Consider the following 15,119-nt stretch of genomic DNA (forward strand, 5'->3'; position numbering starts at 1 on the left):
GTTATATAATGAGGCAGGTTGTAATATCGTGTCTGTTGCTCTGTTGTTTTCAGGCAACGGCACAGCAGACGGAAATAAAGTATCTTTCCGGTACTGACGCCGATAACACGGTGGCATGGGATTTCTTTTGCTCAAAGGGAATGAACAGCGGGAAATGGAAGAAGATAGCTGTTCCGTCGTGTTGGGAACAGCAAGGTTTCGGTGAATATACTTACGGCAGGTATTATAAGAAGAAAGACGGGCGTGTGAGTGACGAGTCTGGCAGATACCGCCATACTTTCCGTGTTCCGAAAGAGTGGGCAGGCAAGAAGGTGGAGCTGGTGTTTGAAGGTGTGATGACCGATGCCTGTGTAAAGATAAACGGCCGTGAGCCGGCAACAGACGTTAATGGTTTTCCCGGTGTGCACAGAGGAGGTTTCACGGCTTTCTCATACGATGTTACCGGTATGGTGGAGTATGGAAAGAAGAATATCCTTGAAGTGTTTGTGGAAAAACAGTCGAAGGATAAATCCGTGAATGCTGCCGAGCGTCGTGCAGACTGGTGGCTGTTCGGAGGGATATACCGTCCTGTTTATCTTAGGGCGCTTCCGAAAATAAACATAAGCCGTGTGGCTGTTGACGCAAAGGCGGACGGCAAGACATCGATAAGGCTTGTGACGGATGGACTTGCCGACGGTTACTCGCTTAAGGCGTATGTAAGCCGGTCAGGAGCTGCGGAAGACTTGCCGGCTGCAACAGTAAGGCATATAAGATTACGTGCAGAGAGAGAACAGACTGTGGAGACTGCATTTGACGGAGTGCGGCCATGGGATCCGGAACATCCGAATATGTATGTATTGCATCTGTCGCTTGTCGATTCCAAAGGAGTGGCGGTTCATGAGATAAGCCTGCGCATCGGATTCCGGACTGTCGAGTTCCGCAGGCGTGACGGTTTTTATCTTAACGGACAAAAACTGTTGATAAAGGGTATAAACCGCCATTGTTTCTATCCGGAAACAGGGCGCACGACAAGCAGGCGTTTGGACATTGAAGACGTAAAGCTTGTAAAGGGAATGAATGCCAACGCTATACGTTCCCATTATCCGCCTGACGGTCATTTGCTTGATATTTGCGATTCTTTAGGTGTGTTGTATTTCAATGAGCTTCCCGGATGGCAGAACCATTATAATACACAGACGGGTAAAAGAATACTCCATGAGATGATAGCCCATGACGTGAATCATCCGTGCATATTCGTATGGGGTAATGGCAATGAGGGAGGTTTTAATCTTGAGCTTGACTCGTTGTTTCATGAGTATGACATCCAGAAACGTCATGTAGTTCATCCATGGGCCTTGTTCGGTGGGGTCGACGCTCATCATTATCCGGCATATCAGACCGGAGTGGGAAGGCTTGGAAACGGATATGATGTTTTCATGCCGACAGAGTTCCTGCATGCTCAGTATGACAAGGGCGCCGGTGCGTCGTTGGATGACTATTGGCGGAATTGGAGCCGCAGCAGCCTCTTTGCCGGAGGATTTATATGGGCGTTGATAGATGAGGGCGTTGTCCGTAAAGACCTTAATGACTCCATTGATACTGATGGTCCTAACGCTCCCGACGGTGTCCTCGGTCCTCATAGGGAGAAAGAGGGCAGTTGGTATACGATAAGGGATGTGTGGTCTCCTGTCCAGATAGATCCGGTGACGGTTCGTCCGTCATGGAATTGCCGGCTTGCTCTCAGCAACAACAGTCTCTTTTCCTGTCTTGACGAATATGTGATGACATACGAGGTAATATCGGCCGGTACTGACGGGCGGAATGTGCTGCGTGAGGGCCGGGTGAGACTTCCTCATGCTCTTCCCGGAGAAAAGGCGGGGATAACGCTTCCTCTGACAGAGGATGAGTTGAATGCGGGATACATCCTTCAGCTTACGGCAATGTATCCGTCAGGCGATACCGTCAATATATGGACATGGCCTATGAAATACGCTGATGAGTATTTTGCGGGTATACGCCTTCAAAACACGGAAATGTCAGGAAAAGCAGACTTCGAGGATGCCGCGCTTTATGCAAACGGTGTAAAGGTGGTGTTCAGTAAAGAAACGGGAATGATTGTTTCCGTGAATGTTAAAGGCCGGGATGTTCCTTTCAATAACGGTCCGCTTCCGGTAGGAATGAGAATGCGGCTGAAGGATTTCTCGGCGCGGAAGGACGGCAATGACGCGTTGATGGTTATGCGATATACCGGAGCGGCCGACTCTATTGTATGGCGAATGACGCCCGATGGTGTGCTTGGGATGGATGCGGTGATATTCAACCGGCGTGACGGAGGAAAATACGATGGAGCTTTTTTTGATAACGGAGCATCAGACATCGGCTTCAGTTTCTCTTATCCCGAATCTGTGTCAAAGGGAATGAGATGGTTCGGTCGCGGTCCTTATCGTGTGTGGCGTAACCGTAAGCGTGGTACATTATATAATATATGGTATAAGGATTACAACAATACCATTACCGGTGAGGGTAAACTGATATATCCGGAGTTTAAGGGTTATCATGCGAATATGTATTGGGCTAAGATGGAATCAGACACGGCACCGTTTGCTGTTTATACGGAAACCGACGGTATATATTATCGTGTATTTACCCCGGAGGAGCCACGCCACCGGCGGAAAGGGGAGGACACCATGCAGGCATTTCCTGACGGTGATATATCCTTTCTTTTTGATATACAAGGTATGCGTTCGTATAAGCCTATAGAACAACTCGGCCCGGATGCACAGTCAAGTAATATACGTATTAATAAGGGTGATGACGGATTGAGGATGAGGCTTTGGTTTGATTTTAGGGCCGATTGAAATGAATAAAACCATATAGTTGCTTAATGGCAGAGTGAAGTGTATCCTTCAAAGTCTTGTGTATGACTTTCAGGATGCACTTCACTTTTTGTTGTCAATAAAGGATAGTCAGGTATCTTGTTCTGAGTTTTATGTTCAAAAAAACATTAATCCTGGCATATCCCGTCGCTTATATTTTCATAGCATATCTTTAAGGGGTTTCGGATTTCATTCGAGCCATGATTCCATGCGGTCTCTTGCAATAAGATAGTAGAATATCAGTCCTATCCAGCTTGTCGCAAAGAGAATTATTACCGCAACAATTCTTTTCCATAGCGGAACATCGAAACCTATAATCTCTATTGCAGCCTTGAGTGTCAGTATCATACCGGCAACCCAAATGATTAATCCAATCATAATATTATGTTTTTAAACGGTTAAACATTAGAAGTGTTTTTAGTCGCTCTCTGTTTCTACAGGGCGTCTTTCACTTCTTTCTTTGTCTCATTATACCCTTTCTTTACGGCATCCTTTGTCTTGTCGTAGCCTTCTTTTACAGTATTCTTGGTATCTTTCCAGCCTTCCTTGACGTCTTTTTTGGTCTCGTCCCAACTTTCTTTTGCGTCTTTCTTGGCTTCTTTCCATTCTTTGTTTACCTTGTCTGAGGCTTTTTCCGCAGCGTTTTCTACAGACTGTTCCGCATTTCTTATGCGGCAGTTCTCACGGCAGGAATCATTCCCGCAGTTGCAGTTTCTTTTGTTACACGCTATCACGGCTCCGACGGCTACAATGACCATCACTGCTAAAAATATCTTTTTCATAGTTCTTTGATGTTTTAATTGTTAATACTAAAAATTATTTCTCTTCTTCCTCCTCATTGCAGTATTCACACCATTGCATGTTCTTCTCAGGTGTGGCGGAAAGCACTTCATTGCTGTGCTCGGCGGAAAGCTGCTCGTCTTTCTCACGCATGCTCTTTTCTGTGCGCGGCGTGCCTTCCGGTTCCCGTTCTGTAAGGCCGTCAGTCCTTCTCACTTCGCCTAAAGGATCCTTGATGTTTATCCATTCCTCACCCAGTTGTGTGCTTTTCCCTTTATTCCAAGGACCGCATGCCTCGTTGCCTTTTGACAATTTGAAATGCAGGTTGCTGTATTTGGGGGATGTCTGCATAGCACCCGGAGGGAAGTTTGGCTTGATAGTCTCCAGAGCAGCTTCAAACTGCTGGTAGTGTGTCACCTCACGTGTCATGAGAAACATAAGCGTGTCTTTTACCAGGGGATCGTCGGTGAGCTGTATCAGATTTTCATATCCGATCTTTGCACGGGCTTCTCCTGCCATGTTTGAGCGCAGGTCCACTGACAGGTCGGCATTGGCTGAAATATATGTCGCACACCATGGGTTGCCGTTACTGTCCGTGAGTGTCGGACTTCCCGGAGCCACTACAAGGAATTGCGGGTTTGTGTAAGCCTGGTGTATAAGATACTCCTTGGCCTCTTTGCCTTTCATCATACAGCTCAGTGGTGTTGTCTCTACGGCATCCTTCATCTTTCCGTTTACAGATCCGAGAAGCATTTGTATTGTCGCTCCAACAATCTCGAGGTGTCCGAACTCTTCTGTCGCAATGTCCATCAGCATGTCATACTTGTCAGGATAAGGGTTGTGACAGCTGAATGCCTGTACGAAATATTGCATTGCGGATTTCAGTTCACCGTTGGCTCCGCCGAAAGCTTCGAGCATGACCCTTGCAAATCTTGGGTCCGGTTTTGATACTCTTGCGTTAAACTGCAAGTCCTTTACATGATAAAACATAGTCGAATAAATTTAAATAGTTGATAATAAGTTTAATTGTTTTACTGAAATTGCAAGTATTGTGAGTCATGATGATATCATTCCTTTGCCGCAGATGCGTTCACCTTGTTTTCCGCTACAATACTCAGTGATATGTCTGTCTTCTTTTCCTCGTCAAGAATCTTCTTGAGAAGTTTTGCAACTTTCGGCTCACCGATATTTTCAGCGATTACTGTAAGCGCTCCGTATGAGGCTATTTCGTAATGTTCCGCTTTCTGTGATGATACAATCAGTCCCACATCTCGGGTGTGTGTTCCCTCGTCTGTATCTTCTATCACGCTGTCAGCCTCCTTCAATAGCCCTTCCATTGCCTTACATTTTTTCGCTTCGGCTTTTTCTCCTAACAGTTCGAAAGCCTTTTCAAGCGTGGCGATTTGCCCTTCTGTTTCCATTGTGTGTTTCTCGAAGGCTTTTGCCAGCTTTTTTGATGTGGCGGCCTGTGCCATTTTCGGCAGAGCTTTGTAAAGAGCCTGTTCGGCCCAATAGATATCTTTCAGCTCATCAATAAAAAACTCTCTCAGTTTGCTCTCATCCGTACTCTTGGCGGATTTTTTGCTGCTTTTGCTTTTTGTTTCCATAATCCATGTCGTTTTAAAGTTAAACAATACTCTCTTTGGTTTTCCTTATAAAGGAAAATTCTTAAGTTATCCTTTTTCATTTGAATCATGCGTTGTTATCCTGATTCGTATGCAAATATAGGAGGATATTCAGTAAAGGAAAAAATCATATACGATTTATTCAGTACTATTAAGCCCAATTAAATTAAAAAACTTTTATCTTGGCTCTATTATAATAATAAATCTTTAATGACTTCTTTTTTTCACAGTAAAACACTGCAATGCTCATTATGTTGGACTTTGATTCTTCTTGTTTCTTTCTATGCGGGTCTTTGAACAGGTCTTAACTGTCATCTATATCAATGTCAATCCGGTTGTAAGCTTTTCCGTTGTTTTTCATTTTGGTCTCGTTTTTTATTATTATCTTTGCCAAAGATAATGCAGACAAATTCTTTATATTAATAACAAATAACCGTAAAAACAGATGAGGAGACTGACATTATTATTTATTGTTATGGCTACTTTGTGCGTCAGTGGAGATATATCGGCAAAGAAGCACAGGAAATGTCCGAAAGAAAAGGATATGGCAGCTTATCTTATGGTGTATCATAAGGATGCGGATCACGGACTCCACATGGCCATAAGCCATGACGGATATATGTATACCGCCTTAAACAATGGCGACGCTGTGATATCCGGAGATACTATAGCAGTACAGAAAGGAATAAGAGACCCGCATATATTCCGTGGTCCTGACGGTGGCTTCTATCTTGCCATGACAGACCTTCATATCTATGGAAAGAAGGCGGGATACAGGGAGACGGAATGGGACCGTGACGGAAAGGAATTCGGATGGGGAAACAATCTGGGGCTTGTGCTTATGAAATCATACGACCTTATTCACTGGACACGTGCGAACATAATGTTCGACAAGCTTGACGGGTCATTGTCTGATATCGGTTGTGTGTGGGCGCCAGAGACCGCCTATGATTATGACAGGAAAAAACTGATGGTGTATTTCACTATGCGGCACCGCACGGGAAAGAACAAGCTGTATTACTGCTATGTGAATGATGAATTCAATAAGATAGAAACTCTTCCGAAACTCCTCTTTGAATATCCTAATCCAGAGAAGGAGGCTATTGATGGCGATATCGTTTATGTTGGCGGCACATATCATTTGTTTTATTGTTCCCATGACGGTACTGCAGGCATAAAGCAGGCCACAAGCAACAGTCTTACAGGACCGTGGACATATATTGACGATTATTGTGATTATGAAAAGGGAGGCTGTGAGGCTCCGCACGTATATAAGATAATAGGCGAGGACAAATGGATTCTGATGTATGATGTATACAGTGCGCGTCCGAAGCATAATTTCGGTTTCGCGGAAACCCATGATTTCAAGACTTTCAGTAATCTCGGGCGTTTTGACCGTGGAGTGATGAAGCGTACGAATTTTGAGGAACAGAAACACGGTGCTGTGGTATGGCTGACGAAGAAAGAAGCAAGGAAACTGGAAAGATATTGGAACGCAAGGCGTTGACCGATACGGAAATGGAGGCTGCAATACGCCGTTCCGAAGAGCTGTTCATGATGGGCTTTAACTGTTCACAGTCTGTTGTGGCCCCGTTTGCCGGTTTATACGGATACACGGAAGAACAGGCGTTGAGGCTAAGTGCCGGTCTTGGTGCCGGTATCGGGCGTATGCGGCTCACTTGCGGTGCCGTTTGCGGGATGGCCATTCTCGCAGGGATGGATTGCGGGTCGTCGGTCCCCGGTGATCGGGAGGGAAAGTCGGCTAATTATAAGGTGGTTCAGATGCTTGCGGAAAAGTTTCGGGATGTGCATGGGTCAATATGCTGTTCGGAACTGCTTAAGCTAAAAAAAGACGCGCCTCTGAGCTTTGAGGCGTCGGAGCGTACGGCCGAATACTACCGCACACGCCCGTGTGTGAACCAGATAATAACTGCGGCAAGGATATTTGCAGAATATTATAAAGAGAAATATTCTTAGAGTAAATACAATAACTATATAACAAATGGAAGAAAGAGAAAAAGAAATGATGCAGCTTCCTGAGAATGCTTTCAGGGAGTTGAAGGAAGGCGAAGAGTATGAGCCGGTGATGAGTCCCGGCCGTACATACGCTGAGGTGAATGCGTGGTCGGTCACGTGGGGTGTTTTGATGGCAATGCTTTTCTCCGCTGCCGCGGCGTATCTCGGACTACGTGTCGGACAAGTGTTTGAGGCAGCAATACCGATTGCGATTATAGCGGTGGGCGTCTCCGCTGCCGCAAAGCGCAAGAACGGTCTGGGCGAGAATGTAATAATACAGAGTATCGGTGCATGCTCGGGAGCTGTCGTGGCCGGTGCCATATTCACACTTCCTGCCATATATATCCTTCAGGCGAAGTATCCGGAAATGAGTGCGTCATTCATGAAGATATTCCTTTCCTCATTGCTCGGAGGTATTATAGGAATATTGTTTCTTATCCCGTTCAGAAAATATTTTGTGAGTGACATGCACGGTAAGTATCCGTTCCCGGAAGCGACGGCGACGACACAGGTGCTCGTCAGCGGTGCAAAGGGCGGCAACCAGGCAAAACCCCTTGTCTTTGCGGGACTTGTCGGAGGCCTGTATGATTTTATTGTGGCGACTTTCGGATTGTGGAACGAGAATTTTACCACGCGTTTCTTGGGCTTGGGAGAACAGATAGCGGATAAGGCAAAACTTGTGTTTAAGGTAAACACCGGTGCGGCAGTGCTCGGACTTGGATATATCGTTGGTCTTAAGTATGCGTTTATCATCTGTCTCGGCTCATTTGCCGTATGGTGGCTCATCGTGCCGGGGATGGCTCTTATATATCCTGATACGGTGCTGAATCAGTGGGATCCGTCCATAACCACGGCTGTCGGTGATATGAGTCCTGAGGAAATATTCCGTTATTACGGAAAGTATATAGGCATCGGAGGTATTGCCATGGCCGGAATAATAGGCATTATAAAGTCGTGGGGAATCATCACAGGTGCTGTTTCGCTTGCTGTCAAGGAGATGAAAGGCGGCAAGGCAGCCGGTGGTGAGCTTCCGCGTACACGCAGAGACATATCATTCAAGATAATAGTGTTTGGCTCGGTAATAACTATATTGCTTACATTTCTGTTCTTCTGGTTTGGAGTGATGGATGGAAACCTTCTTTTTGCCCTTGTAGGTATTGTGCTTGTGTCGCTTATCGCATTCCTTTTCACTACCGTTGCAGCCAATGCCATAGCCATTGTCGGCTCTAATCCGGTCTCCGGCATGACGCTTATGACGCTTATTCTTGCTTCTGTGGTTATGGTAGGAGTGGGCCTGAAAGGTACGAGCGGTATGCTTGCCGCACTTATTATGGGTGGTGTCGTATGTACGGCGCTGTCTATGGCCGGCTGTTTTATTACCGACCTGAAGATCGGATATTGGCTTGGCACGACACCAAAGAAGCAGGAGTCATGGAAATTCCTTGGCACACTCGTTTCTGCGGCCACGGTCGGTGGTGTAATGATGCTGCTTAATGAGACATACGGATTTTCAAGCGGACAGCTTGTGGCTCCGCAGGCCAATGCCATGGCCGCTGTTATCGATCCTCTCATGAACGGCATAGGTGCTCCTTGGGTGCTTTATGCCATTGGTGCGGCTATAGCAATCGTTCTCACTGTATGTAAGGTTCCAGCACTTGCATTTGCGCTTGGCATGTTCATTCCGATAGAGTTGAATGTCCCGCTGCTCGTAGGAGGGGCCGTGAACTGGTTTGTGACCACGCGCTCAACAGACAAGGATGTTAACAATGAGCGTGGAGAGAGAGGTAATCTTATTGCTTCCGGATTCATTGCCGGTGGTGCTTTGATGGGAGTTCTGAGCGCATTGCTGAGGTTTGGTGGTGTAAGCTTTGATTTTGAGGCATGGTGGGCCAATCCTTTGTCAGAGGTACTTTCGCTTGCCGCCTATTTGCTGCTGATAAGCTACTTTATCATTGCAACAAGAGCGAAAAAATAGGATTGGAATATATAAAATGACGGGAGGCGGCCTGATACTTTTCACGGCCGTCTCCCGTTGCATGTTATCACCCTCTCGTATTTTTTTCTGCCGGTCAATCGCTTTTAAGGATTCTCATCCCGAAAACCACTCCTGACGGTTTAAGCGGCTGTTTTATATAGTGCTTGGCATTGTTCCTTGATTTAGTTGCAGTTTTCTTTTAATTTTATGTTTTTTTTGTTTGCGTGTAAGGAAAAATGGCAAAAAGCTTGCTTTTGTTGTTTGGTTTAACTATATTTGCAAACAGAATGTTAACCTGCCAAGCAACAGGCTGTCTACTAAAACCTAACAAAATATGAGGAAGGAGATTTTATTAAAATCTATTATATCTTCTGCGTTTTTCCTTACTTGCGCATTCTCAGCCATAGATACACAACAGTTTGTGTATCCGTCGCTGTCACGTTATCTTATTCTTGAATCCGGACTTGTAATCATCGCGGCAATATGGCTTTGCATATCCTTTACAGGTGAAGCTGTTGTTTTGAAAAGCGAATTGAGACTATTCCTGACCGTATGGGTAGCATATATTGTTTTGTATGGTCTTATGTTACAACCCTATGAATTATACCGATCTGTATATTTGTGTGTGACATTGATGTCTGTCATTGTCTTGGCCGATATGCAAAAGATGGAGTGGCTTTCACGACATAATATCTGTACCGTTTTAATTGTGGTTGCAGGTATAGAAATTATATATATATAATATGTCAGAAGACGGGTGTTATAGATAGTGGCAGTGTTTATTTTGAAGTGACCGGATGCAATGAAAATCCAACGGTGACTGCTCTTTATCTTGTAGGATGCCTTCCGGTGCTTGCAACGCGTATTGTATCAAGTAAATATAAGGGCGTATATTTTTTGCTTCTTTTCATGATTGTTATATGTATTGTGCTGTTGCGTTGCCGTACGGCATACATAGGAATGGGCGTGATGGCTGTCGTTATGGTGTATTCAAAGCTAAAATTCTTTTTCTCTGCAGGAAAACCCAACTATTTTTATTCCGTTTGTACAGGCGTTATGCTCTTGACATTGGTATTGTTGGCATGTGTCAGGATGTATTCCATGAAAAAGGATTCGGCCGATGGGCGGTTGTTGATATGGAAATTGTCTGCCGAAATGATAAAAGAACAGCCTCAAGGATATAATGAAGGGAGGTGTGTTTGAGGCTGCTATGACCGAGACATTTCAAGATGCTGATACAATTGGTATTATATCGGGTATGCCGTCCGTGATGACAAAGATAGATGTAAAGCCTCTGAAAAAATACCGTTTCCTGCGTTATCGTGCGCCAAAGAACAACCGTTCTTCGTTAGCTGAATTACAGTTCTATACCACAGACAGTCGGGGCAATAGGCAATTGCTGATGGGAAAACACATTGCCCAAGGTGTGGATATTACGAAGCTGGAAAATGCGTTTGACGGCAACCCGGCCACTTCATGCAAGGGGCTTCATGTTGGATATACCATAGGCATCGACCTTGGAGAGAACAATGCAAGCACAATATCTGAGATAGTGTTCAGTCCATCCACAGACCTTAATTTTGTAGAGAAGCATCATTTGTATGAACTGTATAGTTTTGACACGGAATGGCATCTCATAGGGCGTGCTTATTCAAAAGGAGATAACCTTGCATTTGACGGTGTGCCGACCGGATCGATACTTCTTCTAAAAGACAAGACAAAGGGTGTGGAGGAACGTATATTCGAATATAAAGATAACAAACAGATATGGTATTAACCTAAATAAAAAACTTACAAATAAAAACAATGAAGAAATCTAACCTTTTGAGCATTGCACTTGCCTTGATGTATTTATCGGCATCTGCACAGACATCATTGAGACAGCTAAAGGCAGAGGAAGACACTTTGCAGGCGTATTTCATGAAAATAGTCAATGCTGCTTATCCCGTTGAAAAGGAATGCATAGTGGAATATGGCTTAAAGTACAATGTTCCGGCAGCAAAGGCAAATAAACAGTCTTATTATGTAAAGGAGCGTGAGCGAAGGAAAGTCTGTTATGACTATCTGTATCGTGACTCGATACTCACACGTGTACGTTGTAAATTGGAGATAGACTCGATATATCGTGACTCCATAAATACTCTGCTCATCCCTGTAAAAGGCAACAGAATTTCCGGAGATAATATAAGTCTTGCACTTATGCTCAGAAAGTATCTGAAACTGGATGCTGCCCAATATGATTATCTGATGGACAAGGCATTAAAATTAATAAATACAGGTATTTTTGGAATGACATCATCAAAATGGTTTTTTGATGAATATAATGCTTATAGAGGACAATATGTAAAAGGTAATGCAGTATTAATATCTGATGCAGATGCATTCATTAGACGAATAGTAAATATAGAAAATGTTGATTTAAATACAGCCATAAAGAATAATTATTCTTTTTTGATGTTTGTAAGACCATTAAAGAATGAAGCATGCAGTTTCAGTCTTTATGGCGAGGATTACCTTTATGTCTTTAATGATTCTTATTGAATAAGCATAGGAAGCATCAAAGACAAAAAGATCATATTGATTTGATGTTTCCTGTGTAATATAATAAATTTTATTTTATGAAGAAACTGTTTTTAATATTTATGACATTATTTTGCCTGCTTCCATCAGTGCAGGCCCAGAGTATAGTTGGCAAGTGGAAGTGTTCAAAAGAATACTTTAAGAGTATGGACTTGCTTTTTTATGGTATGAAAGGATACTATAAGTTCAATAAAGATGGTACTTTTTATGTGAAAATAAACGGTGGAAGCACTCAAAATATCTATATCAAAATCTCTGGAACTTATAATATAGCGGATAATCGCATAACAACCAATATTGTCCCCGGTGATATTTATTGTTATGTAAATTCGGGACAATACAGTCCGGATATTTTAGATAGTGATGCCGGAGGGTTAGAGCGTATGAACAGAGACAGGCAGGAGTATGCGTACGAACAAGGTGAGTTTCGTTCCAATGTGCTGACAGAGGATATAAAGAATACTATGTGGGAATGGAAGAACGAACCGCTAACAATAACAAAGAAAGAACTTAAGATAGGAGAAAATATAAGATTAAAGAAAAAACGTGGATTGTTCTAAACCCTTCCATCCTCTCCCCTTTTGGGGAGTTTGGGAGGGGCTCCTTCCCCAAGTATGGACATCGCTTTGCTATGTGTGTGGCGGGTGCAGTTTATGGGGTAGTGTGGTTGTTTTTCGCCTGACACGTGCCAAAGGCCGTCCCTACATGTTGCAGTGTTCTGCATATACACCGGATGCTTCCACAAACCCTTCCATTTCCTCCCCCCTTTGGGGAGGTTAGGAGGGGCTCCTGCTTATTTCTTTCTGAGCAGTGTAAGTCCGTCGCGTAGCGGAAGAATCACACATTCCACGCGTGGGTCGTTGGCGGTATAGTCATTGAAGGACTCTATACCCCGTGTCTGTTTGTCGTTGTCGTAGGCACGGTCGGTCACGTGGCCGTCCCAAAGCGTGTTGTCAGCAAGGATGAATCCACCCCGCCTTACAACCCTCATCGCCATCTCGTATGTTTCCATGTATGTGCGCTTGTCGCCGTCGATAAATGCCATGTCAAACTCTATGCCGAGCTTCGGAGCCTCAGTTATTGCATTGCCTATTATGAATTCGATTTTATCTGCCACCGGCGAGCCTTCTATCCACGGACGTGTGAAGTCCTCCTGCTCGTCGTTTATCTCAAAGGTATACACCTTGCCGCCTTCCGGCAGGCCTTCCGCCATACATATAGCACTATAGCCGCTGAATGTGCCCACTTCGAGGATGTTTTTCGGTGAAATCATTCTCACGAGCATTTTCAGCAGGCGTCCCTGCAGGTGGCCGCTGGCCATCCTTCCGCGCAGCAGATATATGTTTGTCGCCCTGTATAGTCGGTACAGGTAGTCGCCCTCAGGCTCTATATGGCTGAGGATATATTTTTCCAGTTCTTCTGTCATGGTTTTTGGCTGATGTTTTCCTTCAGTCCCTCGATGGCCAGTCGGTAGGAGTCGAGACCGAACCCGCATATCACTCCGAGGCATGCGCACGATATATATGAATGATGCCTGAACTCCTCGCGCTTATGTACGTTGGAAATATGAACTTCTATCGCGGGGCATCTCAGCGAGCGTATACAGTCCTGCAGTGCTATGCTTGTATGTGTATATGCACCGGCGTTTATTATTATGCCGTCGTATGTGAATCCCGTTTCCTGCATTTTGTCTATCAGTTCCCCCTCGATGTTGCTTTGATAATAGTCTATCTGTATCTCCGGATACTTTTCTCTTAAGGCCGTAAGGTAGGTTTCGAAAGAACTGTTGCCGTATATGCCAGGCTCCCTTACTCCGAGAAGGTTGAGGTTCGGGCCGTTGATTATCTGTATTTTCATGCTCGGATATTGTTTTTATGGCAATGTGACTGCCGTTGTTTTGTGTTTTGGCGATATTTTTATACCTTTGTTGAACCGTAACCGTTGGAATACGGTTGTGCTCCAATGTTTGTTCTCTTTTGCAAAGGTATATAAAAAGCATGAGTTTCTACACAGGCATAATAAAGAAATCATTTTTTCTTTAGAGGAAATTTAGACAAAAACCCTGAGATTCCGCCCTTTGAAGATGAAGAATATGGCGTTTGGCATTAAAATGTGGATGGCCGTGGAGCGACATCCGTAGCTTAAAGAACCCAGATACATGGAAACAGCCAAGAGTAAGGATACAGATAAGATTGTTGCCGCATACCTGAGATATTTGAGGCTTGAATGTAATTATTCGGCAAACACCTTGGATGCTTATAAGCACGATATAGACAAGTTGACGACGTTTCTTGCCGGCAACGGGCTTACCGTGTCCGACGTGTCTTTGGACGATCTCCATTATTTTGCCGCAGGACTTCATGAGATAGGCATAGGGCCGTCGTCGCAGTGCAGGATACTGGCCGGCATCCGTTCGTTTTTCAACTTCCTTATGCTTGACGGCTACCGTCCCGACGATCCGTCCGAGTTGCTTGAGAATCCTCAGACAGGAGACCGTATACCCGAGGTTCTTTCAACGGAAGAGGTGGATATGCTTGAAAGGTCCATAGACTTGAGCGTTAAGGAGGGTCAGCGCAACAAGGCTATAATCGAGGTCTTGTTTTCTTGCGGTCTGCGTGTGAGTGAACTTGTTAACATGAAAATGTCGTGCATCTATGCAGATGAGCAGTTTGTGAGGATAAATGGAAAGGGGGCGAAGGAGCGGCTCGTGCCGATATCGCGTCAGGCTCTTCATGAGCTGGACCTTTGGTATCTCGACCGTAATATGCTTGACATCAAGCCCGGTGAGGAGGATTATGTGTTTCTTAACCGCCGCGGCCGCCATCTTACCCGCACCATGATACTCATAATGCTGAAACGGCAGGCTGTGGAGGCCGGTATAACGAAGACCATAAGTCCTCATACACTCCGCCATTCGTTTGCTACAGCTCTGCTTGAAGGCGGGGCAGACCTGCGTTTCATACAGGCGCTTCTCGGGCATGAGAGCATCGCGACCACGGAGATATACACTCATATCGACGCGACATCGCTTAGAAAAACAATCCTGGAGCATCATCCGCGTAATATAAGGAACGGATGCAGGTGAGCGGTGGTGCGCTTTAAGGTATGACAGCCTGTCTTATTGCCAGCAAACAGGCTGTTTCCAATGTCCGATCGGTCTGTTCACAAACTTTAAATATCACATTCGTAAACCTTCCGACTTAAGTCGGAAGCCCGTCTGACTTAAGTCGGAAAGGTGTCTGACTTAAGCCGGAAACCTTTCCGACTACAGTCGGACGGTATGCGGAC

Annotated in this window: 14 protein-coding genes and 1 pseudogene; 9 read left to right on the forward strand and 6 right to left on the reverse strand. The window is 44.8% G+C overall.

Going from position 1 to position 15,119, the window contains the following annotated elements:
* The first annotated feature begins 8 nt into the window (after positions 1–8).
* Complete coding sequence (locus HPS56_RS01435) at positions 9–2,837, forward strand: glycoside hydrolase family 2 protein (RefSeq protein ID WP_172272713.1); 2,829 nt, start codon at positions 9–11, stop codon at positions 2,835–2,837.
* Between the two features lie 207 nt (positions 2,838–3,044).
* On the opposite strand, the gene HPS56_RS01440 is transcribed toward HPS56_RS01435, so the two are convergent.
* From HPS56_RS01440 to HPS56_RS01455, 4 genes are all read right to left on the reverse strand, one after another.
* The gene (locus tag HPS56_RS01440) at positions 3,045–3,233 is read right to left on the reverse strand and encodes a hypothetical protein (protein ID WP_172272715.1); all 189 of its coding nucleotides are present in this window, start codon (positions 3,231–3,233) and stop codon (positions 3,045–3,047) included.
* A gap of 56 nt (positions 3,234–3,289) precedes the next feature.
* Complete coding sequence (locus HPS56_RS01445; protein WP_172272718.1) at positions 3,290–3,637, reverse strand: hypothetical protein; 348 nt, start codon at positions 3,635–3,637, stop codon at positions 3,290–3,292.
* Positions 3,638–3,671: 34 nt separating this feature from the next.
* Positions 3,672–4,625, reverse strand: coding sequence for a manganese catalase family protein (locus tag HPS56_RS01450; protein WP_172272721.1), 954 nt, complete (start codon positions 4,623–4,625; stop codon positions 3,672–3,674).
* Between the two features lie 77 nt (positions 4,626–4,702).
* Complete coding sequence (locus tag HPS56_RS01455; RefSeq protein ID WP_172272724.1) at positions 4,703–5,242, reverse strand: YciE/YciF ferroxidase family protein; 540 nt, start codon at positions 5,240–5,242, stop codon at positions 4,703–4,705.
* Between the two features lie 547 nt (positions 5,243–5,789).
* Here HPS56_RS01455 and HPS56_RS01460 point away from each other — a divergent pair.
* The 7 genes and pseudogenes from HPS56_RS01460 to HPS56_RS01490 form a co-directional block, all read left to right on the forward strand.
* Positions 5,790–6,767, forward strand: a pseudogene (locus HPS56_RS01460) (glycoside hydrolase family 43 protein); the annotation flags it as partial.
* Positions 6,768–6,778: 11 nt separating this feature from the next.
* On the forward strand, positions 6,779–7,237 hold the full coding sequence (locus HPS56_RS01465; RefSeq protein ID WP_172273116.1) for a C-GCAxxG-C-C family protein: 459 nt from the start codon (positions 6,779–6,781) through the stop codon (positions 7,235–7,237).
* Positions 7,238–7,262: 25 nt separating this feature from the next.
* Entirely contained in the window at positions 7,263–9,251 is a 1,989-nt protein-coding gene (locus tag HPS56_RS01470; protein WP_172272727.1) for an OPT family oligopeptide transporter, read from the forward strand.
* An 816-nt stretch (positions 9,252–10,067) separates the two neighbouring features.
* The gene (locus tag HPS56_RS01475) at positions 10,068–10,454 is read left to right on the forward strand and encodes an O-antigen ligase family protein (protein WP_172272730.1); all 387 of its coding nucleotides are present in this window, start codon (positions 10,068–10,070) and stop codon (positions 10,452–10,454) included.
* The gene (locus HPS56_RS01480; RefSeq protein ID WP_172272733.1) at positions 10,435–11,028 is read left to right on the forward strand and encodes a hypothetical protein; all 594 of its coding nucleotides are present in this window, start codon (positions 10,435–10,437) and stop codon (positions 11,026–11,028) included. Before HPS56_RS01475 ends, HPS56_RS01480 begins: the two co-directional genes overlap by 20 nt.
* A 29-nt stretch (positions 11,029–11,057) precedes the next feature.
* Positions 11,058–11,792: a hypothetical protein gene (locus HPS56_RS01485; RefSeq protein WP_172272736.1), complete on the forward strand. Its 735-nt coding sequence runs from the start codon at positions 11,058–11,060 to the stop codon at positions 11,790–11,792.
* A gap of 185 nt (positions 11,793–11,977) precedes the next feature.
* Positions 11,978–12,391, forward strand: a complete 414-nt coding sequence (locus tag HPS56_RS01490; protein ID WP_172272738.1) for a hypothetical protein — start codon at positions 11,978–11,980, stop codon at positions 12,389–12,391.
* 233 nt (positions 12,392–12,624) lie between these two features.
* Here the strand turns inward: HPS56_RS01490 and HPS56_RS01495 are convergent, their stop codons facing one another.
* Both HPS56_RS01495 and aroQ read right to left on the reverse strand, forming a co-directional pair.
* Positions 12,625–13,257 carry an O-methyltransferase gene (locus tag HPS56_RS01495; protein WP_172272740.1) on the reverse strand — a complete coding sequence of 211 codons (633 nt, stop codon included), beginning with the start codon at positions 13,255–13,257 and terminating at the stop codon, positions 12,625–12,627.
* Positions 13,254–13,688 carry a type II 3-dehydroquinate dehydratase gene (gene aroQ, locus HPS56_RS01500; protein ID WP_172272742.1) on the reverse strand — a complete coding sequence of 145 codons (435 nt, stop codon included), beginning with the start codon at positions 13,686–13,688 and terminating at the stop codon, positions 13,254–13,256. Before aroQ ends, HPS56_RS01495 begins: the two co-directional genes overlap by 4 nt.
* A gap of 301 nt (positions 13,689–13,989) precedes the next feature.
* On the opposite strand from aroQ, the gene HPS56_RS01505 reads away from it, so the two are divergent.
* Positions 13,990–14,916: a site-specific tyrosine recombinase gene (locus HPS56_RS01505; RefSeq protein WP_172272744.1), complete on the forward strand. Its 927-nt coding sequence runs from the start codon at positions 13,990–13,992 to the stop codon at positions 14,914–14,916.
* Positions 14,917–15,119 lie beyond the last annotated feature (203 nt).

This window comes from Xylanibacter muris (assembly GCF_013166605.1).
Taxonomy (GTDB): Bacteria; Bacteroidota; Bacteroidia; order Bacteroidales; family Bacteroidaceae; genus Prevotella; species Prevotella muris.

Bases quoted from the DNA above. Each gene is read 5' to 3' on its own strand.
- HPS56_RS01450 (WP_172272721.1), bottom strand. From the start codon at position 4,625: ATGTTTTATCATGTAAAGGACTTGCAGTTTAACGCAAGAGTATCAAAA.
- HPS56_RS01455 (WP_172272724.1), bottom strand. From the start codon at position 5,242: ATGGAAACAAAAAGCAAAAGCAGCAAAAAATCCGCCAAGAGTACGGAT.
- HPS56_RS01490 (WP_172272738.1), top strand. From the start codon at position 11,978: ATGGACTTGCTTTTTTATGGTATGAAAGGATACTATAAGTTCAATAAA.
- HPS56_RS01485 (WP_172272736.1), top strand. From the start codon at position 11,058: ATGAAGAAATCTAACCTTTTGAGCATTGCACTTGCCTTGATGTATTTA.
- aroQ (WP_172272742.1), bottom strand. From the start codon at position 13,688: ATGAAAATACAGATAATCAACGGCCCGAACCTCAACCTTCTCGGAGTA.
- HPS56_RS01435 (WP_172272713.1), top strand. From the start codon at position 9: ATGAGGCAGGTTGTAATATCGTGTCTGTTGCTCTGTTGTTTTCAGGCA.
- HPS56_RS01480 (WP_172272733.1), top strand. From the start codon at position 10,435: ATGAAGGGAGGTGTGTTTGAGGCTGCTATGACCGAGACATTTCAAGAT.
- HPS56_RS01470 (WP_172272727.1), top strand. From the start codon at position 7,263: ATGGAAGAAAGAGAAAAAGAAATGATGCAGCTTCCTGAGAATGCTTTC.
- HPS56_RS01440 (WP_172272715.1), bottom strand. From the start codon at position 3,233: ATGATTGGATTAATCATTTGGGTTGCCGGTATGATACTGACACTCAAG.
- HPS56_RS01495 (WP_172272740.1), bottom strand. From the start codon at position 13,257: ATGACAGAAGAACTGGAAAAATATATCCTCAGCCATATAGAGCCTGAG.
- HPS56_RS01465 (WP_172273116.1), top strand. From the start codon at position 6,779: ATGGAGGCTGCAATACGCCGTTCCGAAGAGCTGTTCATGATGGGCTTT.
- HPS56_RS01505 (WP_172272744.1), top strand. From the start codon at position 13,990: ATGGAAACAGCCAAGAGTAAGGATACAGATAAGATTGTTGCCGCATAC.
- HPS56_RS01445 (WP_172272718.1), bottom strand. From the start codon at position 3,637: ATGAAAAAGATATTTTTAGCAGTGATGGTCATTGTAGCCGTCGGAGCC.